The following is a 23,130-nucleotide window of genomic DNA, read 5'->3' on the forward strand; positions in this document are numbered from 1 at the left end:
AGTAATTTTGATCTGTAAAATAAAAAGATATTAATTTTAAATTTTAGAAATCATGAGAAATTTATTGATGTTATTAGTAGCAGTTTTAGGTACAAGTGCAATGGTTCATGCATTTCCTGCAAAAGATGTAAAATCAACTTCTGTAAAAGAAATTAAAATGACAAAACACCCTAAACATAAATCTAACAAAAAAGCAAAAGCAGAAAAAAGTGAAGCTCCAAAAGCTGAAACAGCAAAAGCCAAAAAATAATTGATGTTTCTGTTTTGATTGCATATGAGGATTGACGCAAAACAAAAGGGTTAATTGTTTTTGTGAAAGCCAGTGGAGAAATTTACTGGCTTTTTTTGTATTTTAGATACGTTAAACTTTAATGACGTAATGTGTTTTAATTTTTAATTAGTTGTTACATAGAGTGTTTTTTAAATTATAATCATTTATGAAAATTCTTATCGTTGAAGATAATCCCGAGTTGGCTCTGGAAGTGAAAGAATATCTTTCCGGCAATGGCTATATCTGTAAAATTTCAAAGAATTGCGAAGAGGCATTGGAGGAAATCAATAGTAATGATTACGATATCATGCTTTTGGATTTAGGGCTACCTGATGGAAGTGGTTTTGATGTTTTAAAGAACATTCGCAAAACCGATTCTAAAGTTGCAGTAATCATTATTACAGCCCAAGGAGAATTAGAAGACAGAATAAACGGATTGCAACTTGGCGCCGATGATTATTTGACAAAACCTTTTGCTTTGACAGAATTAGGTGCTCGTTTGTTTGCCATTATTCGCAGAATGCACGGTTATACTGTCAATCAGTTGGATATTCATGGGTTTAGTTTGCAATTACAGGATTACAAAGTGAGTTATAATGAGGTTCCAATAAATCTAACCAAAAAAGAGTTTGATATTTTTCAGTATTTAGTCTTAAACAAAAATCGGGTAATAACCCGTTTGCAATTGACCGAGCATATTTGGGGTGATATTCTGGAAGTAAATTCTGATTCTAATTTTATAGATGTTCATGTTCGAAATCTAAGAAAAAAATTAGATAAGCATTCGCCAATTGAATGGTTTGAAACCGTTAGAAATGTAGGGTATAGGATAAATGTTTAATTGGCTATAAGCAATAAGCTTTAGGCAATATGCAAAAAAGCAATTGGGGAAATGTATAACTGAAAACTCATAACTCATAATTCAAAACTCATAACTATATAGGACATGAAAATTAAACATCAGCTGGCTATTTTTAATGCATTATCACGTTTGTTGCTGGTTTTAGTTTTATGGCTAATGCTTCCTGTTTTGGTCGAAAAAGTGGTTTATAGTCACATGAATAAAAGTTTGCTGGAGAAAAAGCAAAAGTTCATTGAGCACTTGGACAAGGAAGAAATAAATGATTTTATTGTCCGAAATGATACTTCCGAGACTTACGCCAGTTTTTCAACTTTGCATAGCGAATTTCTTCAGCTATCAAGAGAGCCTTCTAACAACAAAATAAACCAAACCCTTTTTGTCACAGAACCAAGAATAATTGAAGAAGAGCGTAATGATTATAGAATTCTTCAATATTATTTTAAATATGAAAACACAAACTACCTTTTGGAGATAGGAAACAGTTTAAGTGAAATTAATGACCTTACTTTTGTAATTCGGCTTTTTTTCATAATTGTATTAATTATAATTGTTGTCATTACTTTTCTGGCGGATACTTTTTATATCGAATATTTATTAAAGCCTTTTTATAAAATCATTGATACTAAAATTCGTCATGTAAACGAACCTGAAGCTTTTGACCACACTCCAATTAAAGCACATTCTACGGATTTTGAGGAATTGGATACGGTTTTAAATCAGATGATGGACAGAATCACGGAGTTGTTTAAAAAAGAGAAACAATTTATTGCCAATGTTTCCCATGAATTATTGACTCCCATTGCATTATTGAAAAACAAATTCGAAAATTTACTTCAAAACGAATCTTTGGATGATGAAGCAGTAGATAAAATTGTGGGTTCACTGAGTACATTAGATTTGTTGAAAAAGGTAATTGCCAATTTGTTGTTGATTTCAAAAATCGAAAACAACCAATATGAAGCAAATGAAGTAATTGATTTTGATGCTATAATCACAGATTTACTAACCGATCTGCAAGACAGAATTGAAGACAAGGAATTATCTTTTAATAAAAATTTGGAGCATCATTTTAAATTCAGAGGAAATGCAACACTGATGCATATTCTTTTTTATAATTTAATTGTCAATGCTATTAAATACAATAAGCCATTGGGTACAATAGAAATTAATGACGGTTATATGCAAGGAAAATATTTTTTGTCAGTTTCAGATTCGGGTATCGGGATGAATGAGAAGCAACAGCAAAATGTCTTCAAGCGATTTGCCAGAGTAAGCTCTGATCAGGAAGGACAAGGGTTGGGGCTTGCAATTGTTGAAAGTATCGCTCAGTTTCATCATATTGCCATTGAGATAAAATCGGAAATAAACGTTGGAACTACTTTTCTTTTGATATTTCCAAATGAGTCAAAACCCAATTAAAAGTTAATTTTTTATAGAAGCCCAGAACTTCATCTAATCTTCATTTTTCATGAATAAATTTGACTTATTAATAAACTAATTATTAATTTAAAAACTTAAAATCATGAGAAAATTATTGATGGTATTGGCAGTAGCTTTAGGTACAACAGTTATGATGAGTGCTCAAACTGCACCAACTCAAACTAAACCAGCCAAAGAAGTAAAAGCTACTAAAAAAGAAGCAAAAAAAACACATAAATCAGAAGCGCACAAAGCAGAAGCTAACAAAATGGCTACTACTACAGAGAGTGCAGCACCAAAAAAATAATCAATCCTTAGTGAGTGAATATTTTATGGAATATTTCTAGTGATGTTATAAGTTGGTTTTAATAGGTGAAAAGGGGAGACAAAGAAATTTGCTCCCCTTTTTTTGCGTTAAAATTATGATAATATGAGTAGTAAGCATTTTCAATAGTTGTTACTTTTGTTACTTTGTATAAAATTTATAAAATAATGATCTTACGTTTATTCCTTATAGGTGCCATTCTTTTTGTTATTGAGCTTTATGCCTTTCAGGCTGTTAAAACTTTAATTAAATTAAGATGGGCACTGATTTCATATCAAATAATAAGTCTCTTTCTTTTTGTATTTATCCTTTATTCTTTCACGCAATTCGACCGTTCGGTTGGGCAAACCAAGCAAACTATGTTTACAATGGGCTTGTTGCTGGTTGTTTATCTTCCTAAAATTGTAATGACAGTAATTCTTTTGGGAGAAGATGTGTTTAGATTGACAGCTGGAGCAATTAATTATTTTATTGATAATAATAGTAATACTGATTTTTTACCTTCCAGGCGTAAATTTGTTAGTCAAATAGGTTTAGGATTGGCTTCGATTCCTTTTTTATCTTTGATATATGGAATATTTGAGGGGAGATATAATTATAAAGTTATAAAGCAAGCAATATATTTTCCGGATTTGCCAGATGCGTTTGATGGTTTTACCATTACTCAAATTTCGGATGTTCATAGTGGTAGTTTTGATAATCACGAAAAAATTAACTACGCTATTGATTTAGTAAATGAACAAAATTCGGATATGATTTTGTTTACCGGTGATATTGTTAATACTCATGCCAAAGAGATGCATCCTTGGATTGAGACTTTTAACAGAATTAAGAAACACAAGTATGGTAAATTTTCGGTTCTGGGAAATCACGATTATGGTGAATATGTAACTTGGCCAACGGATAAGGCAAAAGAAGAAAATTTTGACGCCATAAAGAGTTTATATGGTCAAATTGGGTTTACATTATTATTGAACGAACATACATTCATCGAAAAAGATGGCGATAAGATTGCTTTAGTAGGTGTAGAAAATTGGGGACATAATTTCAAGAAAGCTGGTGATTTGAAAAAAGCTTCTCAGCATTTAGCCAAAGAGGATTTTAAAATCTTAATGAGTCATGATCCAAGTCATTGGGATCATGTAGTTCAACACGATGAAAAGAATTTTCATCTAACTTTATCCGGACATACACACGGAATGCAATTTGGGATAGAAATTCCAGGTTATTTCAAATGGAGTTTGGCACAATATGTGTATAAACAATGGGCAGGATTATATGAAAACGCAGGCAGATATGTGTATGTGAACCGAGGATTTGGTTTTCATGCTTACCCAGGTCGGGTAGGAATTATGCCTGAAATAACAGTTGTTAAACTAATAAAGGGTGAAAAATTAGCATAATTAGTTTTAAATGCTAAATTTGCAAGATAATATCTCTTTTCGAAAAGTATTAGAAATTAAATATTTTGGTTTTATGTCAAAATTTGGAGAACTTATAAACGCTCAAGTTCCTGTGTTAATAGATTTTTACACAGATTGGAACGAACCTTCAGTATCAATGCATCCCGTTATTAAAGATGTAGCTGCAGCACTTGGTGATAAAGTGAAGGTGGTAAAAATAGATGTAGATAAAAATCAAGAACTAGCCGATGCTCTACGTATCAAAGGTCTTCCTACATTGATGATTTATAAAGAAGGGCTAATGGTTTGGAGGCAATCTGGAGAACTAGATGCCAATACTATTATTGGAATAGTTCAAGAGCAGATCTAATTCAACACCCTCTTATCGAATTATATCAAATTCAAATCCTTTTTGTTTTAGTATTGCTATGGACTTGGGTAGTGTGTATTCTAAGTTTTTGTATGCTTTTATACTATCGTGAAAAACAATTACACTTCCTGATCGTGTATTTTGTAATACATTCTCTAAACATTTTTCTGGAGTAATGCTTTGGTCGAAATCGGCACTAAGAACATCCCACATAATTATTTTGTATCCTAATTGGCGTAGTTTTTTGGACTGCGTAGTTTTTATTTTGCCATAAGGCGGACGAAATAGAAGGGAGGGTAGATTTAAAATTTTTGAGATTTCAAACTTGCACAAGTTGATGTTTTCTAAATATTCTTCAATTGAAGTTTTCCATCCGTTGCGATGATTGTAGGTGTGATTTCCTATTGTATGTCCGTTATCTATGATTCTATTAAAAAGAGCTGGATTTTTCTCGATGTTTTTTCCAATACAGAAAAAAGTAGCTTTTATTTGATGCTCTTTTAGTATGTCTAATACCCAAGAGGTGATTTCAGGTGTTGGACCATCATCAAAAGTCAAATAGATTTTATTCTCCATATTAGGAATGTCCCAAATATAGTTGTGGAAAATTCTTTTGATGAGCGAATTTGTTTTAATCCAATAGAAATTCATCTTTCAATAGTGTAATTAAACTTGGTTTAAACAAAAAATGTAGTGCCTTTTTATTAGCACTACATTTCATGAATTCAATTGATGTTATTCTTTTTTGCGCCCAAAGCGAGCAAATATTTCGATATAAGTATTAAAAGTTTTTTTGCTTTTGTTGTAATACTCAGTATCTCCACTTTCTTTCATGACTTCTAACAATCCTCTGTAACGCTCAAGGTTAGTGATAATTTCTATTCCAATGCTTGATTGCTCAGATGGATTTAATTTGGCATAATAATTAAGATTATCGGTGTATTTGCCAATAAGTTTTTCAAGTAAATTATGAGCTTTATTTTTTTCTCCTACTTCATAATACCCTTTCGCGAAAGGTTCAACTAAAGAGTAGTATCCAAATTTATCCAAAGGCATTTTTGTCATAGCCAACTCAATGATGTTTTTGGCTTTGTCTATTTTTCCTTCTGTAACTAGTTGGTCCATCAAGCGAGAAAGATTCATTCTGTATGTTAAGCTTTCTCTTCTTGTTTCTGGGTCGTGATAAATCTTGTCACTTTCGCTGTTGCCCCAATCCCATTTCATTACTTTGGCATACATGTTTTCAGTGTCAATTCTTCCCATATCCATTTGGCTTGAATCTTCAGGTAACTTGGTTTTTACCGGAACCAATTTGTAAACCATTCCTTCTAACTGAAGGTATTCTTTCATCCATAAGTAATCTTCATCATCAAAAGCTCCACCACTAAAGTAAACAGGTCTTTTCCAGTTGTTGTTAGCTATAAGGTCTAACATCATTAATCTGTTTTTGTATAATGCATTTCCTTTTATGTCAATATCAATGCTGGAAACAATAGAGTCATTTAATTTAGGATCTACTACTTTGTTTTTAATAATATTGGCTTTATCAATTGGGAATTTAATTTTATCAGTTGGGTAGAAATGAATGGTTTGTCCATTCTGCATTTCTACAGTTGATTTTGGGTTTTTTATAAATTCAATAAAATCTTTTATATCCCAACGACTTTCTGTTTTAGGAATATGGGCAACGTAATCTAGTTTGTCCCCAACATATTCATCATGTGTAAATGAAATTGGTAGCGGTGCAGATTCGTATGCTTTTCTTTTCATTTGGTCAATGTACCAATCCGTCATGAAAAGGCTTGTATTTACAATTTTTATATCGGTACGAATGCCTTCTATTTCTTGTGCATACCATAATGGGAAAGTATCATTATCCCCTATGGTGAATAAAATTGCGTTAGGATCGCATGATTCTAAATACGCTTTTGCCATTGCAGTAGCAGTATATTTTCCTGAACGATCATGATCATCCCAGTTTTGAGATGCCATAAGTACTGGAGCTGCTAATAAGCTAGCTGCTATAAGTGCTGGACCTGCAATTTTTGGAGCAAGGTATTTTTGTAAGCTTTCATATAGTGCATAAACTCCAAAACCAATCCAGATAGCAAAAACATAGAAAGAGCCTACTAAAGCATAATCTCTTTCACGTGGTTCAAAAGGTCTTTCGTTTAAGTATATTTTTAAGGCAATTCCCATAAAGAGGAAAAGAGTCAGTAAAACGTAAAAGCTTTTTCTGTCTTTGGTAGCATGATACATAATACCTATAAGGCCTAATATAAAAGGCAAAAAGAAATATACATTACGCCCTTTGTTATTCAATACATCTGAAGGTAAATTGTCTTGAGAACCTAGATGCATGCTGTCAATAAATGAAATTCCGCTTATCCAGTTTCCGTCTAAGTAGTCATATCTTCCTTGCTCATCGTTTTGTCTTCCTACAAAATTCCACATTAAATACCTCCAATACATGTAACCAAATTGGTATTCAAGCATAAAGCTAAAATTGTCTGCAGTAGTAGGTTTTTCAATGATTAAGTAGTCTCCGTAGTGTTTTAGGAAAGAAACATAGCCTTCATTGTCAATTTGTTTTTGAGCGTAAGCTTGTCTAAACTCGGCTATGGTTTTTTCAGTTTCGTTTTTTAACTGAGCGATAGCTTTGTTGTAATCTTCTTCGCTTAATTGATTTGGATCCAATCCATATTTTGCTAAATCCTCTTCATACGGATAGTCAGGATTCATTCTAAATGCTGGTGGGTTTGTAAAATTGATGTAGTTTTCTATATGATCGGTACTCCACATCCTTGGCAAAATAGTTTTTTGATTGTCGTCACTATTTTGTTCTGCGTTTTTATAATTGTTTACAATGACGTATTTGCCAGTTTTGTAGTCTCTCTCATAGTTAGGAGCTTTGTCCATGTATGGATTGTTTGGATCTAGTCCTGCAAACTTCTCTGTATATTGAGGTCCGTAGAACAAAGGGTTTACACCGTATTGTTCTCTATTATAGTAGGCAAGAACTTCGGCAGCATCCGATGGTTTGTTTTCGTTAATTACAGTGTTAGAATTGGCACGTATTGGTAACATTAACCAAGTTGAAAATCCAATTAGAATAAATAAAATACATAAAATAAGTGTATTGTACTGAACTAGATTTTTCTTGCGAGTATATTTCAATCCAAAATAAAAGAATGCAATAAGTAGCAATGTAACAAAAATGGTTCCTGAGTTAAAAGGTAATCCCATAGAATTAACCATAAAAACTTCGGTTTTACCAAAGAATGCCATTGTTAATGGGAGTAATAACTTAAAGATGAAAAGTAAAACAGAAACAACTACAATATTAGCAATGATGAAGTTTTTGACTGTTACTACTTTGTAGTTTTTAAAATAATAAAGGAAACCAATTGCAGGAATAGTTAATAAGGCCATAAAGTGAACACCAAATGACAGTCCAACTACTAGTGAAATTAATATAAGCCATTTGTCTCCTCTTGGGGTGTTCATTTCTTGTTCCCAACGTAGCCCTAACCAAAAAAGCAGTGATATCAGTAAAGATGCCATTGCGTATACTTCGGCTTCCACGGCATTAAACCAAAAGCTGTCTGAAAAAGTGTATGCCAATGACCCAACTAATGAGCTACCAAGAATAACAATAGAATTGTCTTTGTTTATTTCAGTGTATTGAGATATTATTTTCTTCAAAAGCATTGAAGAAGACCAAAACATAAATAGAATGGTAAAAGCACTTGAAAATACAGAGGTCATGTTTACCATTAATGCAATATGTTCTTTGTCTATGGCAAACATTGCGAAAAAGGCTCCAATCATTTGGAATAGTGGTGCTCCGGGTGGATGTCCAACTTCTAGTTTTGCTGCTGTAGCTATGTATTCTCCACAATCCCAAAAACTCATGGTAGGTTCAACAGTAAGAGTGTAGGTAATTAATGCGATTGAAAATGCAAACCAACCTGTAATCGTATTCCATTTATTGAAATTGAAAGATGCCATATAGTAGTTTTCTGTGTTTTTTTGTATTTATATTTTGTGTTACAAAGAAAATGTTTTTTTTTTTAATGTTTGACTCCATTATTATAATTTTATCTAAAAGAATTCAGTTTTGATAACATTTTGTTTGTTAGTATTTTAGATGGTTTTGATTTTTGAAAAGGAAATTATTTTCATTTTTTTTAAATAAAAACACGAAAAAAATTTGTGTAAACTGAATTTTGTTCTAAATTTGCACTCGCTAAGCAAAACAACAGTAGCTAAGCAAAACGGAATTGGTCTATGGTGTAATGGTAACACAACTGTTTTTGGTGCAGTCTTTCTAGGTTCGAGTCCTAGTAGACCAACGGAAAGCCCTTCAGAAATGAAGGGCTTTTTTTATGCTCTTAATTCAAGAATTGATTTCAGGGTATATTCGAGTGTTTCTTGATTATGAAACAAAAAAACCGTCTCAATGGACGGCTTCTTTTTTATTTTGCTAAAAATAGGTTTAAATTTTAAATGTGACTACGGGTCTTGAAGTGTGATTCACTAAGTCTTCAGAGATGCTTCCGTTAAAGAAGTGTATTAAAGCGGTTCTTCCGTGTGTGCATAAAGCTATTAAGTCAGCATTTTTTGCATTGGCATAATTGGTTATTCCTTTCTCTATATTTGTATCATTGTAGATTTCCATAGTATGTTCTGGCATATCGAAATCGGCTACGAAATCTTTCATTATTTTTTCGGCGGCAGAGGTGCTTTTGAAACTGTTAGGAGTACAGATCATTACTAATTTTAACTTTGCGTTAAAAAGCTTTACAAATTTGAGTAATTCATGAAAAGGTTTTTTTATTTCTTTTGAGAAATCTGATGCGAAAACTATTTTTTGAATGTTTAGATCGTCAACTTCATTTTTGATGATTAAAACAGGAACATTAGAAAGGCGTACTACTTTTTCGGTGTTGGTTCCTATAAATATTTCCTCAAATCCGGAACTTCCATGAGATCCCATGATTATTAGATCGATGTTATTGCTGTTGGAATATGAGGCTATTCCGCTATAGGCGTTGTCTAGCTGAACCACTTCTGTAATAGGGATTCCTTTTAGATAAGGACGGTTTTTAATGCTTTTTAGGATTTCTTCTGCTTTTTTTTTGAAAAGCATGATTGCTGGTATACTTGTTTCGCCAGTTATCGCATCATTTGATTGTCCGGGTAACTCTAGCATGTGTATTAAAATAATCTCTGCATTGTTTTTTTTGGCGATTTGGGCACCAGCTTCAATGGCTAGGTCAGCGTATTTAGAAAAGTCGGTGGGAATTAGTATTCTTTTCATAGTAGTTTTGGTTTTTTATAGATACTTTAAAGATATAATTTTTTTTAATAGTAATCAATTTTTTTTGATTTATAAAAAAACACTATATTTGCACCGTTATTTATTAAAACTTGAATAATGAGGGGACGTTAGTCCCCTCTTTTTATAAAGATATGACATTCAAAGAAAAAGTATTAGCGGCATTAGAAGAAGCGCTTCTGGAAAAGCCATCGATTTTTTTAATTGATCTCACCATTACGGATGCTTTTAAGATTATCATAGGTGTTGATGGAGATAATGGAGTGATTTTGCAAGACTGTATTGATATTAGTCGTGCTGTAGAGGGCAACTTAGACAGAGAAGAGCAAGATTTCTCTTTAGAAGTAGCATCAGTTGGTGTAGGTTCGCCATTAAAGTTGATCAGACAATACAAAAAAAATATAGGAAGAACGTTAATCGTTAAGACTGCAACAGAAAATATTGAAGCAGAATTAGTTGAAGCTAATGATCTTTTTATAATTTTGTCTTGGAAAGCTAGAGAAGCCAAAAAAATAGGTAAAGGAAAAGAAACAGTTCAAAAAGAATTACAAATTCCTTACACAGATATTAAAGAAGCAATTGTTACAGTAACATTTTAATTAAAGAATTCGCATGGAAAATTTAGCATTAATCGATTCATTTTCAGAGTTTAAAGATGATAAACTTATTGATCGTGTAACGCTTATGGCAATTTTGGAAGATGTATTTAGAAATGCATTGAAGAAAAAATACGGTTCAGATGATAATTTCGATATCATTATAAATCCTGATAAAGGAGATATGGAGATATGGAGAAGAAGAGTAATCGTTGCTGACGAGGATTTGGATTTTGAAAATGAAGAAATAACGCTTACTGAAGCAAGAAAAATTGAATCTGATTTTGAAATTGGTGAAGAAGTTTCTGAGGAAGTGAAATTAATAGATTTAGGAAGAAGAGCAATATTAGCTTTACGCCAAAATTTAATATCTAAAATACACGAACACGATAATACTAATCTTTATAAGCAATTTAAAGATATTATTGGCGATATTTACACTGCAGAAGTGCATCACGTACGTCCTAGAGTGGTTATTTTGGTTGATGATGAAGGAAATGAGATTGTTTTGCCAAAAGAAAAACAAATACCTTCGGATTTCTTCCGTAAAGGAGATAATGTTAGAGGAATAATTGAAAGTGTTGAGCTAAAAGGTAATAAACCTCAGATTATAATGTCTAGAACTTCTGAAAAGTTCTTGGAAAAATTATTTGAACAAGAAATTCCTGAAGTTTTTGACGGTTTAATTATGGTTAAAAATGTAGTGAGAATTCCTGGTGAAAAAGCAAAAGTAGCCGTAGATTCTTATGATGACAGAATTGATCCAGTAGGAGCTTGTGTAGGAATGAAAGGTTCTCGTATTCACGGAATTGTTCGTGAGTTAGGAAATGAGAATATTGATGTAATTAATTATACAAATAATATTCAGTTGTATATTACAAGAGCGTTGAGCCCTGCGAAAGTTTCATCTATCAAAATTAATGAAGAAACGAAAAGAGCAGAAGTGTTTTTGAAATTAGAAGAAGTTTCAAAAGCAATCGGTAGAGGCGGACATAATATTAGATTGGCAGGGCAATTAACCGGGTACGAGTTAGATGTTATTCGTGAAGGAGATGTTGCTGGTTCTATATCTGATGATGATGATGTTGAATTAACAGAGTTTTCAGACGAGATAGAAGAATGGGTAATTGAAGAATTTGCAAAAATTGGTTTGGATACAGCAAGAAGTATTTTAAACCAAGATGTTGAAGATTTAGTTAGAAGAACTGATCTAGAAGAAGAAACAATTCTAGATGTAATTAGAATATTGAAGGAAGAATTTGATAGTTAGTTAACTATTAATTCCTCGCTTAAAATAAATTTCTGTTATATATTTGAAGAAAATACAAAGCAGAACAACGAATAAGGTAATATTAAAAAGATTTTATGTCTGAAGAGAGAATTATTAGAATAAACAAGGTTTTAAGGGAATTAAATATTTCGTTAGAAAGAGCTGTGGATTATCTAAAAGATAAGGGAATTGCTATTGAAGCAAATCCAAACGCTAAAATTTCTGACCAGGAATTTAATATCCTACAAAGTCAGTTTGCAGGCGACAAGGGGAATAAAGAAGCTTCAAAAGAAGTAGGGGAAGAGAAAAGGAAAGAAAAAGAAGCTTTGCGTGTTGAGCGAGAAAAAGAAGTTGAAGATAAACGCAAACTTGAGGAAGACCGACTGAAACAACAGGAAGTTATCAAAGCAAGAGCTGTTTTGTCAGGTCCTGTTCAAGTTGGAAAAATTGATCTTAATCCTAAGAAACCTGCTGTAGCTCCTGCTCCCGTTATTGCTGAGAAAGAGATTGCTCCTAAAGACGTAATTCAAGAAGAAAAGCCTGTTCAAAAAGAAGTTGTTCAAAAAGAAGTTATTCAGAAAGAGACGCCTGTTGAAAAACCAATAGCTAAAGAGCCTTCAGTAGATAAACCGATTGCTGAAAAGCCTGTTTCAGAAGAAAAAGAGGTTAGTAAAGTTGAAAAACCAGTAGTTGTCTCTGATAAAAAAGCAGAAACTCCTGCTGATGAAACTCCTGCAGAGGAATCTATCACTACTCAGTATCAAAAACTTACTGGAGCAACTTTGACTGGTCAAGTTATTGATTTATCTCAATTTAATAAGCCTAAGAAGAAAAAAGAAGAGCCAAAAATTACTCCTAATAAACCAGGTACACCAGGTGCAGCAGGAGCTAATAGTGCAAATAAAAATAAACGCAAAAGAATTGCTCCAAAGCCAGGTGCGCCTAGACCGCCTGCAGTTCCTGGAGCACCAAATCCTAATAAGATTACTCCAAATACAACTGGTGGTGGTTTTAATGCAAACAGAAGTGCAAGACCTGGTTTCGTTAAAGGAAACAGACCGGCTATTGTAGCAAAAGTTGAGCCAACAGAAGAGGAAGTTAAAAACCAAATCCGTGAAACTCTTGAGAAACTTCAAGGTAAAGGAGGTAAATCTAAAGCGGCAAAATATAGAAGAGATAAAAGAGATACACACCGTCAGAAATCCGATGATGAGCAAAGAGCTTTAGACGAAGGAAGTAAAACGATAAAAGTTACTGAATTTGTTACTGTAGGTGAAATTGCAATTATGATGGATGTGCCAATTACAAAAGTAATTGGAACGTGTATGTCGTTAGGGATCATGGTTACCATGAATCAAAGACTTGATGCAGAAACATTAACTATTGTTGCCGATGAGTTTGGTTATGAAGTTGAGTTTATCACAGTTGATATTGAAGAAGCAATTCAAGTTGTAGAAGATAAAGAAGAAGATTTAGTTACAAGAGCGCCTATCGTTACCGTAATGGGGCACGTTGACCACGGTAAAACATCTTTACTGGATTATATTCGTAAAGAAAATGTTATTGCGGGTGAGTCAGGAGGAATTACGCAACATATTGGAGCGTATGGAGTGACTCTTGATAACGGTCAAAAAATAGCGTTCTTAGATACACCTGGTCACGAAGCGTTTACAGCGATGCGTGCACGTGGAGCTCAAGTTACCGATATTGCTATTATCGTGGTGGCTGCCGATGATGATATTATGCCACAAACCAAAGAAGCTATTTCTCATGCACAAGCTGCTGGGGTGCCAATTATATTTGCAATCAATAAAATTGACAAGCCAAATGCGAATGTTGAGAAGATTAAGGAGCGTTTGGCAGGTATGAATTTACTTGTTGAAGATTGGGGAGGAAAAATTCAATCACACGATATTTCTGCAAAAGTGGGAACAGGGGTGAAAGAATTGTTGGAAAAAGTGTTGTTAGAAGCTGAAATTCTTGACTTGAAAGCAAATCCAAATAAAGTGGCTCAAGGAACAGTTGTTGAGGCATTTTTAGATAAAGGTAAAGGATATGTTTCTACTATATTAGTTCAACAAGGAACTCTTAGAATTGGAGATTATATGTTGGCTGGAAAACATCATGGTAAAATTAAAGCCATGCATGATGAAAGAGGGAATACGGTAAAAGAAGCTGGTCCTTCAACTCCAGTATCAGTTCTAGGTCTAGACGGTGCTGCAACTGCGGGTGATAAATTCAATGTTTTTGAAGACGAAAAAGAGGCAAAACAAATTGCGGCAAAACGTTCTCAATTAATGCGTGAACAATCAGTTCGTACGCAACGTCACATCACATTAGATGAAATTGGACGAAGAATAGCATTAGGTCAGTTTAAAGAATTGAATATTATTCTTAAAGGAGACGTGGATGGTTCTGTTGAGGCATTGTCTGATTCGTTCTCTAAATTATCTACAGATGAGATTCAAATCAATATTATTCATAAAGGAGTAGGGGCAATTACAGAAACTGATGTTATGTTGGCTTCAGCTTCAGATGCTATCATTATCGGATTTAATGTTCGTCCTGCAGGAAATGCTAGACAGTTGGCAGATAAGGAAGAAATTGATATACGTTATTACTCTATTATCTATGCAGCTATCGATGACTTGAAAGATGCGATGGAAGGTATGTTGGCTCCAGAAATGAAAGAAGAAGTGCTTGGTACTGCTGAAATCAGAGAGTTATTCAAAATTTCTAAAGTTGGTACTATCGCAGGTTGTATGGTTATGGATGGTAAAATCCTTAGAAATGCAAAAATCAGAATTGTCCGTGATGGGGTAGTAGTTCATGAAGGTGAGCTGATTGCATTGAAACGTTTCAAAGATGATGTTAAAGAAGTTTCTAAAGGATATGATTGCGGTATTCAAATTAAAGGCTACAATGATATCGAAGAAAGAGATATTATTGAAGCTTACCATGAAGTAGCTATTAAAAAGAAATTAAAATAGTATTTCAAAATATTTTTAAAATTTTAAAATCCCAATTCGTTGGGATTTTTTTATACATTACAATCTGATTTGTAAAATGAAGTCTGTTGTTGTGTTTCGCTAAAAATTAATTGTTACTTGGTTGTATAGTTTTTGGCTATATAATTAGATTTAAATCTAAAATTCAAAAGCAAGAGAGACCTAGCTTTGAATATAAAAATAAAACATCATGTATGAGTGTTAATAGAATCGGTATTCTTGGCGCGATGCCTGAAGAGATAAACGGAATTGTTTCTTTGCTTAAGGATAAGCAAGAAATTGTAAAAGGAATGCGTACCTATTATGTGGGTACAATAAATGATATAGAGGTAGTAGTTGTTTTTTCTAGGTGGGGTAAAGTGGCTTCGGCAACTACTGTTACGCATTTAATTGTAGAATTTGGGATCTCCCAGTTGTATTTTATAGGTGTTGCTGGCTCGGTTAGTTTGGATTTAGCAATAGGAGATATAGTTGTTGCGAGTAGTTTAGTGCAACACGATATGGATGCGCGACCAATAGTGAAACAATTTGAAATTCCATTATTGGGTAAAGTAGAATTGTATCCTCCGAAAGAGTTATTGGAAAGGTCATTTTATGAAATGAAGAAACTAGAAAGTAGTTCAAGTTTGTTGCAGTTGATTTCAATGGAACAACAGGAAAACTTTTCTATCTCAAATCCAAAAGTTTTTCTGGGTAAAATTGCAAGTGGGGATAAGTTTTTTGCTAATAACAATGAAAAAGAAAGTCTTCTGAAATTACTTCCCGATGTATTATGTGTTGAAATGGAGGGTGCTGCGGTTGCTCAAGTATGTTTTGAATACAATATTCCATATGTAATTATTCGAACGATCTCGGATGCGGCAAATGAGTCGTCGCATGTTGATTTTAAAGAGTTTGTTGGGCAGGTTGCCTCTAGATTTGGAATTGCAATTATTAAGGCTTTAGTGAAATAATAGACAGTTTCTAGTGATTTTAGAATATATAAGATTTTCTGTAGATAACACCTATTGATAGGTTTTTTATTGGGTTTTGGCTATTTTAAAAAAGCTTTTTCTTGTTATAATTGGTGTATAAATACTTTTATGATTAAAAAAAATGTAAATTGCAGAAAATTTGCTGAAAAATGATGTTAGTTTACATAAATGATAGTAAATAAAAAAAGAGCCATTTTGAATTTTAAATTCAAAATGGCTCTTTTTTTATTTACTCGGCTTGATTAAAAATACGGTTTTGTATTTTTTTCGGATATCGACAAGATTGCGTTCGGCTTCCATTCTTGTCCTAAAATTACCAACCCAAACTTTATAATTTGGAGTGTTAAAGATTATAGTCCCGTCTATGTTTTTGAATTCTTGTTTGAATTCATTTAAGGTTTTTTTGGCAGTTTCACTTGAGCCATTAAATATTTGAATTTTGTAACGGTCTGTGTAAGGTAAATTGGAATTTATTTTTCTTTTTTCGTTTAACAGTTGTTCGAATTTTGGGTCTTGATTTACGGTCAAATTTTGGTTTTGTGCTTTTAGGCTATTACTGCAAAAAAATAGGATTGTGCAGAGAGACAGTGATTTTAGGGTTCTTAAAATTCTCATAATGTGATTGTTTATAATGCAAAAATAGCATTTAATGAGTAAATGAAAGTTAGAAACCTTATTTAGATTAAATATAAATTATAATTAAGATTATTTTAAGTTTTGAGAATAGTTCTTAAGTCGTATTTTTGTCGAAATTTTAAAATATAGATTCGTTTGTTGTTTAATATTTATATGCAATAAACGGGTAAGTTTTAGTAGATAATCATTATACTATATGGAAAAGGTGGGTAACCATAATTCGATTTCAAGGAAATTAATCTTAAGCTTAGCGTTAATGTTAAGTGTTTCCTTAACTTCTTTTGCGCAAGATGCAGCCCCTGCTGCAGATGCTACAACTTCAGCTGCTCCAGCTGCTGCTACAGGTGGTGGTGATGCTGCAAAAGGTAAAGAACTTTTTAATGCAAATTGTGCTGCATGTCACAAATTAGATGCTAAATCTACTGGGCCAGCACTAAGAGATGTTATTTCAAGACATGATATTTCTTGGATATACAAGTGGGTTCATAATAGTTCTGATTTGATTAAATCTGGCGATGCTGCCGCTGTAAAAGTTTTTGAAGAAAACAATAAAATCCCTATGACAAGTTTTCCTCAATTGTCTGAAGGGGATATTGATAATATTATAGCTTATACTTCTGAGCCAAAAGCTGATGCTGCTGCTGCAACACCGGCGGCTGGTACTGCTGCTACTGCAAAAGATGCTTCGCAAGAAGGAGGTATTTCTAATAATGTGATATTAGGTGCTTTGTCATTGGTAATGGCAATACTTATTGTAATGTTGGTTTTAGTTAACAAAGTTTTAAGAAAAGTTGCTTTGGCTAACGGTATTGAAGTTGCTTCAAAAGAACCATCAATGCCAATCTGGAAAGCTTTTGTTAAGAACCAGTTTTTAGTTTTGGTAGCTGCAATATTAATGTTGTTGTCTGGAGCTTATTTCGTATATGGTTTCTTTATGCAGGTTGGAGTTGATCAAAATTATCAGCCAATTCAGCCTATACATTACTCACATAAGATTCACGCAGGAGATAACGAGATTAACTGTAAATATTGTCACTCAGCTGCTCGTGTAAGTAAAACTGCAGGTATTCCTTCATTGAATGTTTGTATGAACTGTCATAAAAGTATTAGCGAAGTTGCTGAAACTACAGCTACGCCAGAGTACAGTAAAGCTTTTTACGATGCTCAAATTCAAAAGCTATATAAAGCTGTGGGTTGGGATGCTGCTTCACAATCGTATACAGGAAAAACTGAGCCTGTAAAATGGGTTCGTATTCATAATCTTCCTGATTTTGTTTACTTTAACCACTCTCAACACGTTACTGTTGCGGGTATAGAGTGTCAAACATGTCATGGACCTGTTCAAGAGTTTGAGATTATGAAACAATTCTCTCCATTAACAATGGGATGGTGTGTAAACTGTCATAGAAAAACAGATGTTAAAATGGAAGGAAATGAATACTATACTAAGATTCATGAAGAGCTTTCTAAAAAATATGGTGTAGATAAATTGACCGCTGCTCAAATGGGTGGATTAGAATGCGGTAAATGTCACTACTAAAAGGTTTAAAGTCTTAAGTTTCAAGTTGTAATTATTATAACTTGAAACTTGAAGCAAAATAAACTTGAAACTAAAAAGAAATTATTAAGATTAATATTTATATATAATATGTCATCAAACAAAAAATACTGGAAAAGTGTTGAAGAGCTAGACGGAAATAGTTCTATTGTTGAGGCGCTTAGAAATAACGAATTTGTTGAAGAAATTCCTACTGATGAGTTTTTAGGAAATGAAGCGGCTTTGTCTTCTTCTTCAACTACACGTCGTGACTTTTTAAAGTACGTTGGTTTTAGTACAGCGGCAGCATCTCTTGCTGCTTGTGAAGGTCCCGTGCATTTGTCGATTCCTTACGTGTTACAACCTGAACAAATTATTCCTGGAGTAGCAGATTATTATGCAACTTCTGTTTTTGATGGTTTTGATTTTGCAAACCTTTTGGTAAAAACCCGTGAAGGTCGTCCAATCAAAATTGAAAATAATACTATCGCTGGAGCAAAATTTGCTGCTAATGCTAGAGTTCATGCTTCGATATTATCATTATATGATAGTATGCGTTTGAAAGAGCCTAAGTTAGATGGTAAAAATGCTGCTTGGTCAACGGTTGATTCAAAAATAAAATCTAGTATTGTTGATGCTAAAGCAAAAGGAGGTCAAGTAGTGTTATTGACAAACACATTAGCAAGCCCATCTACTGAAAGATTAATTGCTGATTTTGTTGCTAAAAATCCTAATGCTAAACATGTAATATATGATGCTGTTTCTTCTTCAGAAGCTTTAGATGCTTTTGAAACTGTTTATGGAGAAAGAGCTTTAGTAGATTATGATTTTTCAAAAGCCTCTTTAATCGTTTCTGTTGGAGCTGATTTCCTTGGAGATTGGCAAGGTGGAGGATATGATACTGGTTATGCACAAGGTAGAATTCCGAAAAACGGAAAAATGTCTCGTCATTTCCAATTAGAAGCTAATATGACTTTATCTGGTGCTGCTGCTGATAAGCGTGTTGCGATGTCAACTGCTAATCAAAAACAAGCATTAGTTCTTATTTATAATATTATTACCGGATCATCTGTTGCAACTAATTTAGATGCAGCTTATAAAGCAGAAGTTACAAAAGCGGCTCAACAATTAAAAGCAGCTGGTTCAAAAGGCCTTCTTGTGTCTGGTATTCAAGATAAAAATGCTCAATTATTGGTTTTAGCTATCAATCAAGTATTGACTAGTGAAGCTTTTACTACTTCTGGTACAAGACAAATCCGTAAAGGATCTAATGAAAAAGTAGCTCAATTAGTAAAAGATATGAATGCAGGAAGTGTTCATACTTTAATCATGAGTGGTGTTAACCCAGTTTATACTTTAGCAGATAGTAAATCATTTGTTGAAGGATTGAAAAAGGTTAAAACATCGGTTTCATTGTCTCTTAAAGAAGACGAAACAGCTTCGTTAGCTACAATTGCTGCGCCAGTTCCTCATTATTTGGAAGCTTGGGGTGATTTAGCATTAACAAAAGGAACTTATAGTATTACTCAACCTACTATACGTCCATTATTTAATACAAAACAATTTCAAGATATTTTATTGTCTTTAAACGGTATTCCTGGAACTTACTACGATTACTTGAAAGCATTTTCATCTTCAATAATTGCAGGTACAACATGGAATAAAGTTTTACATGATGGAGTTTTTGTAGGGGCAATTCCTGCTGCAAGCGCTGGTACTGCTGATTATAGTGGGGCAGCAAATGCTTTGGCTCAAGCTAAACCAGTTACTACCGAATTAGTATTATATACTAAAACAGGTATGGGAGATGGTCAACAAGCTAATAATCCATGGTTACAAGAGTTTCCAGATCCATTGACAAGAGTTTCTTGGGATAATTATGTTACTGTTTCTAATGCTGATGCTAAGAAATGGAATTTAACTAATGAAATTGTTGCTAACGGTGGTTTGAACGGTAGTTATGCTAATTTGACTGTTAACGGTGTAAAATTAGAAAACGTTCCTGTAATTGTTCAACCAGGTCAAGCTGTTGGTACAGTTGGTATGGCTTTAGGATATGGTCGCAAAGCTGCTTTGAAAGAAGAAATGCAGGTAGGTATTAATGCTTACGCTATATATGCTGGATTCAATAGTGTACAGTCTGTTACAATTGAAAAAGCAAAAGGAGAGCACGAATTTGCTTGTGTTCAAGGTCAGAAAACATTGATGGGTAGAGGTGATATTATTAAAGAAACTTCTTTAGAGATATTCAATACCAAAGATGCTGAGATATGGAATGAAAAACCAGAAGTTTCTTTAGATCATAAAGAAGTAAAAACTACAACTGTAGATTTATGGGGTTCATTCGATCGTTCTACAGGACATCATTTTAATTTATCTATTGATTTGAATGCTTGTACAGGATGTGGTGCTTGTGTAATTGCATGTCACGCTGAAAACAACGTTCCTGTAGTAGGTAAATCAGAAGTAAGAAGAAGTAGAGATATGCACTGGTTGCGTATTGATAGATATTATTCTTCTGAAAGTACATTTGAAGGAGACAACGAAAGAAGTGAGAATATCGCTGGATTGTCTAGTTCATTATCTACTTTCAATGAAATGGAAAAAGCTGGAGATAATCCACAAGTTTCTTTCCAACCAGTAATGTGTCAACATTGTAATCACGCTCCTTGTGAGACTGTTTGTCCTGTTGCTGCAACTTCACACGGTCGTCAAGGCCAAAACCAAATGGCTTATAACAGATGTGTTGGTACTCGTTACTGTGCTAACAACTGTCCTTATAAAGTACGTCGTTTCAACTGGTTCTTATACAACAAAAACAGTGAATTTGATTATCATATGAATGATGATCTAGGACGTATGGTTTTAAATCCAGATGTAAACGTTCGCTCTCGTGGAGTAATGGAGAAATGTTCTATGTGTATTCAAATGACACAAGCGACTATTTTGAAAGCTAAAAACGAAGGAAGAACTGTAAAAGATGGTGAATTCCAAACAGCTTGTTCAAATGCTTGTTCTAGTGGAGCAATGGTATTTGGAGACGTGAATGATAAAGAAGCTGCTGTTACTAAATTAGCAGAAGACGAAAGAAGTTATCATTTATTAGAGCATGTTGGTACAAGACCAAATGTTGTATATCACGTTAAAGTTAGAAATACCTAGTACAAAAATTATTAATTAAGAATCAAATAAAGGATTATGTCGTCTCACTACGAAGCAGCCATTAGAAAACCCTTAGTTATAGGTGATAAGTCTTATCACGATATAACTGTTGATGTAGCCGCACCTATAGAAGGTAAAGCAAATAAACAATGGTGGATTGTATTTACAATTGCATTAACAGCTTTCCTTTGGGGATTAGGCTGTATTATATACACAGTGTCTACAGGTATTGGTACTTGGGGATTAAACAAAACAGTAGGTTGGGCTTGGGATATTACTAACTTCGTTTGGTGGGTTGGTATTGGTCACGCAGGAACTCTTATCTCTGCTGTACTTTTATTATTCCGTCAACGATGGAGAATGGCGATTAACCGTTCTGCAGAGGCGATGACAATCTTCTCTGTAATTCAGGCAGGTTTATTCCCAATTATTCACATGGGACGTCCATGGTTAGCATATTGGGTATTACCAATTCCAAACCAGTTCGGATCTCTTTGGGTGAATTTTAACTCTCCATTACTTTGGGACGTATTCGCGATTTCAACTTATCTTTCAGTGTCATTAGTTTTCTGGTGGACTGGTTTATTACCTGACTTTGCAATGTTACGTGATAGAGCTATCACACCTTTCAACAAAAGAATTTATTCTATACTAAGTTTTGGATGGAGCGGTAGAGCTAAAGATTGGCAACGTTTCGAAGAAGTTTCATTAGTTCTTGCAGGTCTTGCAACTCCACTTGTACTTTCTGTACATACTATCGTATCGATGGACTTTGCTACTTCTGTTATTCCAGGATGGCATACTACAATTTTCCCTCCATACTTCGTTGCTGGAGCGGTATTCTCAGGATTCGCAATGGTAAATACGTTGCTTATCATTATGAGAAAAGTTTCTAACCTTGAAGCTTACATCACAATTCAACATATCGAATTGATGAATATAGTAATCATGATTACTGGATCTATAGTTGGTGTTGCTTATATTACTGAGTTATTCATCGCTTGGTATTCAGGAGTAGAATATGAACAATATGCATTTTTAAATAGAGCTACTGGACCTTACTGGTGGGCATATTGGGCAATGATGACTTGTAACGTATTTTCTCCACAGTTCATGTGGTTCAAAAAATTAAGAACAAGTATTATGTTTTCTTTCATTATTTCAATTGTTGTAAATATTGGAATGTGGTTTGAAAGATTTGTAATTATCGTTACTTCTTTACATAGAGATTATTTACCATCTTCATGGACAATGTTCTCTCCTACATTTGTTGATATTGGTATTTTCATCGGAACAATAGGTTTCTTCTTTGTACTTTTCTTATTGTACGCTAGAACATTCCCTGTTATAGCACAAGCCGAGGTTAAAACTATATTGAAAGCTACTGGAGAAAATTATATTAAAGAAAGAGCTAATAAAAATTCACATCATGAGTAATAAAGTTATATACGCCATTTATAATGACGATGATATTTTGATGGATGCCGTAAAAAAAACACGTGCGGCTCATCATCATATTGAAGAAGTTTTTACCCCTTTTCCAGTTCACGGATTGGATAAAGCAATGGGACTTGCACCAACTAGATTAGCAATTTGCGCTTTTATATATGGTTTGTGTGGATTGTCTTTTGGAACTTGGATGATGAATTTTATTATGATTCAAGATTGGCCTCAAGATATTGGTGGTAAACCAAGTTTTAGTTATATTGATAATATGCCATCTTTTGTGCCTATTATGTTTGAAGAGACTGTATTTTTTGCTGCTCACTTAATGGTAATTACTTTTTATATGAGAAGTAGATTGTGGCCTTTTAAAGAAGCTGAAAATCCGGATGTAAGAACAACAGACGACCACTTTTTGATGGAAGTAGCTGTTAATAACAATGAAGAAGAATTGATTTCTTTTTTTGAAGGTACTGGTGCAGTAGAAGTTAAAGTAATCGATAAGCATTAATT

General features: G+C 33.5%; 18 protein-coding genes and 1 tRNA gene. 15 read left to right on the top strand and 4 right to left on the bottom strand.

Annotated elements, in window-relative coordinates; all coding sequences use genetic code 11:
* Positions 1 to 52: 52 nt before the first annotated feature.
* The 6 genes from OZP08_RS05950 to OZP08_RS05975 all read left to right on the top strand — a co-directional run bounded on the left by OZP08_RS05950 (position 53) and on the right by OZP08_RS05975 (position 4,650).
* Positions 53 to 250, top strand: a complete 198-nt coding sequence (locus tag OZP08_RS05950; protein WP_268848748.1) for a hypothetical protein — start codon at positions 53 to 55, stop codon at positions 248 to 250.
* A 187-nt stretch (positions 251 to 437) separates the two neighbouring features.
* Complete coding sequence (locus OZP08_RS05955; protein WP_268848749.1) at positions 438 to 1,112, top strand: response regulator transcription factor; 675 nt, start codon at positions 438 to 440, stop codon at positions 1,110 to 1,112.
* A 105-nt stretch (positions 1,113 to 1,217) separates the two neighbouring features.
* A complete protein-coding gene (locus tag OZP08_RS05960) occupies positions 1,218 to 2,552 on the top strand; it encodes a sensor histidine kinase (RefSeq protein WP_281323219.1) in 1,335 nt (444 codons plus the stop codon).
* 103 nt (positions 2,553 to 2,655) lie between these two features.
* On the top strand, positions 2,656 to 2,859 hold the full coding sequence (locus tag OZP08_RS05965; RefSeq protein WP_281323220.1) for a hypothetical protein: 204 nt from the start codon (positions 2,656 to 2,658) through the stop codon (positions 2,857 to 2,859).
* 185 nt (positions 2,860 to 3,044) lie between these two features.
* Positions 3,045 to 4,280: a metallophosphoesterase gene (locus tag OZP08_RS05970; RefSeq protein ID WP_281323221.1), complete on the top strand. Its 1,236-nt coding sequence runs from the start codon at positions 3,045 to 3,047 to the stop codon at positions 4,278 to 4,280.
* A gap of 73 nt (positions 4,281 to 4,353) precedes the next feature.
* Complete coding sequence (locus OZP08_RS05975) at positions 4,354 to 4,650, top strand: thioredoxin family protein (protein WP_268848752.1); 297 nt, start codon at positions 4,354 to 4,356, stop codon at positions 4,648 to 4,650.
* A 12-nt stretch (positions 4,651 to 4,662) separates the two neighbouring features.
* On the opposite strand, the gene OZP08_RS05980 is transcribed toward OZP08_RS05975, so the two are convergent.
* Both OZP08_RS05980 and OZP08_RS05985 read right to left on the bottom strand, forming a co-directional pair.
* Positions 4,663 to 5,301 carry a polysaccharide deacetylase family protein gene (locus OZP08_RS05980; protein ID WP_268848753.1) on the bottom strand — a complete coding sequence of 213 codons (639 nt, stop codon included), beginning with the start codon at positions 5,299 to 5,301 and terminating at the stop codon, positions 4,663 to 4,665.
* 84 nt (positions 5,302 to 5,385) lie between these two features.
* A complete protein-coding gene (locus OZP08_RS05985; RefSeq protein WP_281323222.1) occupies positions 5,386 to 8,661 on the bottom strand; it encodes a glycosyltransferase family 117 protein in 3,276 nt (1,091 codons plus the stop codon).
* 273 nt (positions 8,662 to 8,934) lie between these two features.
* Here OZP08_RS05985 and OZP08_RS05990 point away from each other — a divergent pair.
* Positions 8,935 to 9,005: transfer RNA gene (locus OZP08_RS05990), tRNA-Gln, on the top strand.
* A 143-nt stretch (positions 9,006 to 9,148) separates the two neighbouring features.
* Here OZP08_RS05990 and OZP08_RS05995 read toward each other — a convergent pair.
* Positions 9,149 to 9,973: a universal stress protein gene (locus OZP08_RS05995; protein WP_281323223.1), complete on the bottom strand. Its 825-nt coding sequence runs from the start codon at positions 9,971 to 9,973 to the stop codon at positions 9,149 to 9,151.
* Between the two features lie 152 nt (positions 9,974 to 10,125).
* Between OZP08_RS05995 and rimP the strand changes: the two genes are divergently transcribed.
* From rimP to OZP08_RS06015, 4 genes are all read left to right on the top strand, one after another.
* Positions 10,126 to 10,590, top strand: coding sequence for a ribosome assembly cofactor RimP (rimP, locus tag OZP08_RS06000; RefSeq protein WP_281323224.1), 465 nt, complete (start codon positions 10,126 to 10,128; stop codon positions 10,588 to 10,590).
* A 13-nt stretch (positions 10,591 to 10,603) separates the two neighbouring features.
* The gene (gene nusA / locus OZP08_RS06005) at positions 10,604 to 11,857 is read left to right on the top strand and encodes a transcription termination factor NusA (RefSeq protein ID WP_268848755.1); all 1,254 of its coding nucleotides are present in this window, start codon (positions 10,604 to 10,606) and stop codon (positions 11,855 to 11,857) included.
* Positions 11,858 to 11,952: 95 nt separating this feature from the next.
* The gene (infB, locus tag OZP08_RS06010) at positions 11,953 to 14,847 is read left to right on the top strand and encodes a translation initiation factor IF-2 (protein ID WP_268848756.1); all 2,895 of its coding nucleotides are present in this window, start codon (positions 11,953 to 11,955) and stop codon (positions 14,845 to 14,847) included.
* 212 nt (positions 14,848 to 15,059) lie between these two features.
* A complete protein-coding gene (locus OZP08_RS06015) occupies positions 15,060 to 15,818 on the top strand; it encodes a 5'-methylthioadenosine/adenosylhomocysteine nucleosidase (RefSeq protein ID WP_281323225.1) in 759 nt (252 codons plus the stop codon).
* Positions 15,819 to 16,064: 246 nt separating this feature from the next.
* Here the strand turns inward: OZP08_RS06015 and OZP08_RS06020 are convergent, their stop codons facing one another.
* Complete coding sequence (locus OZP08_RS06020) at positions 16,065 to 16,454, bottom strand: SPOR domain-containing protein (protein WP_268848758.1); 390 nt, start codon at positions 16,452 to 16,454, stop codon at positions 16,065 to 16,067.
* Positions 16,455 to 16,671: 217 nt separating this feature from the next.
* Here OZP08_RS06020 and OZP08_RS06025 point away from each other — a divergent pair, with 217 nt between their 5' ends.
* From OZP08_RS06025 to OZP08_RS06040, 4 genes are all read left to right on the top strand, one after another.
* Positions 16,672 to 18,015, top strand: coding sequence for a cytochrome c3 family protein (locus OZP08_RS06025; RefSeq protein WP_268848759.1), 1,344 nt, complete (start codon positions 16,672 to 16,674; stop codon positions 18,013 to 18,015).
* A gap of 108 nt (positions 18,016 to 18,123) precedes the next feature.
* Entirely contained in the window at positions 18,124 to 21,174 is a 3,051-nt protein-coding gene (locus tag OZP08_RS06030) for a TAT-variant-translocated molybdopterin oxidoreductase (RefSeq protein ID WP_268848760.1), read from the top strand.
* Between the two features lie 36 nt (positions 21,175 to 21,210).
* Positions 21,211 to 22,611, top strand: coding sequence for an NrfD/PsrC family molybdoenzyme membrane anchor subunit (gene nrfD / locus OZP08_RS06035; RefSeq protein ID WP_268848761.1), 1,401 nt, complete (start codon positions 21,211 to 21,213; stop codon positions 22,609 to 22,611).
* Entirely contained in the window at positions 22,604 to 23,128 is a 525-nt protein-coding gene (locus tag OZP08_RS06040) for a DUF3341 domain-containing protein (protein ID WP_281323226.1), read from the top strand. Before nrfD ends, OZP08_RS06040 begins: the two co-directional genes overlap by 8 nt.
* Positions 23,129 to 23,130 lie beyond the last annotated feature (2 nt).

The sequence above is a fragment of the Flavobacterium aestivum genome (assembly GCF_026870175.2).
GTDB classification, from domain to species: Bacteria; Bacteroidota; Bacteroidia; order Flavobacteriales; family Flavobacteriaceae; genus Flavobacterium; species Flavobacterium aestivum.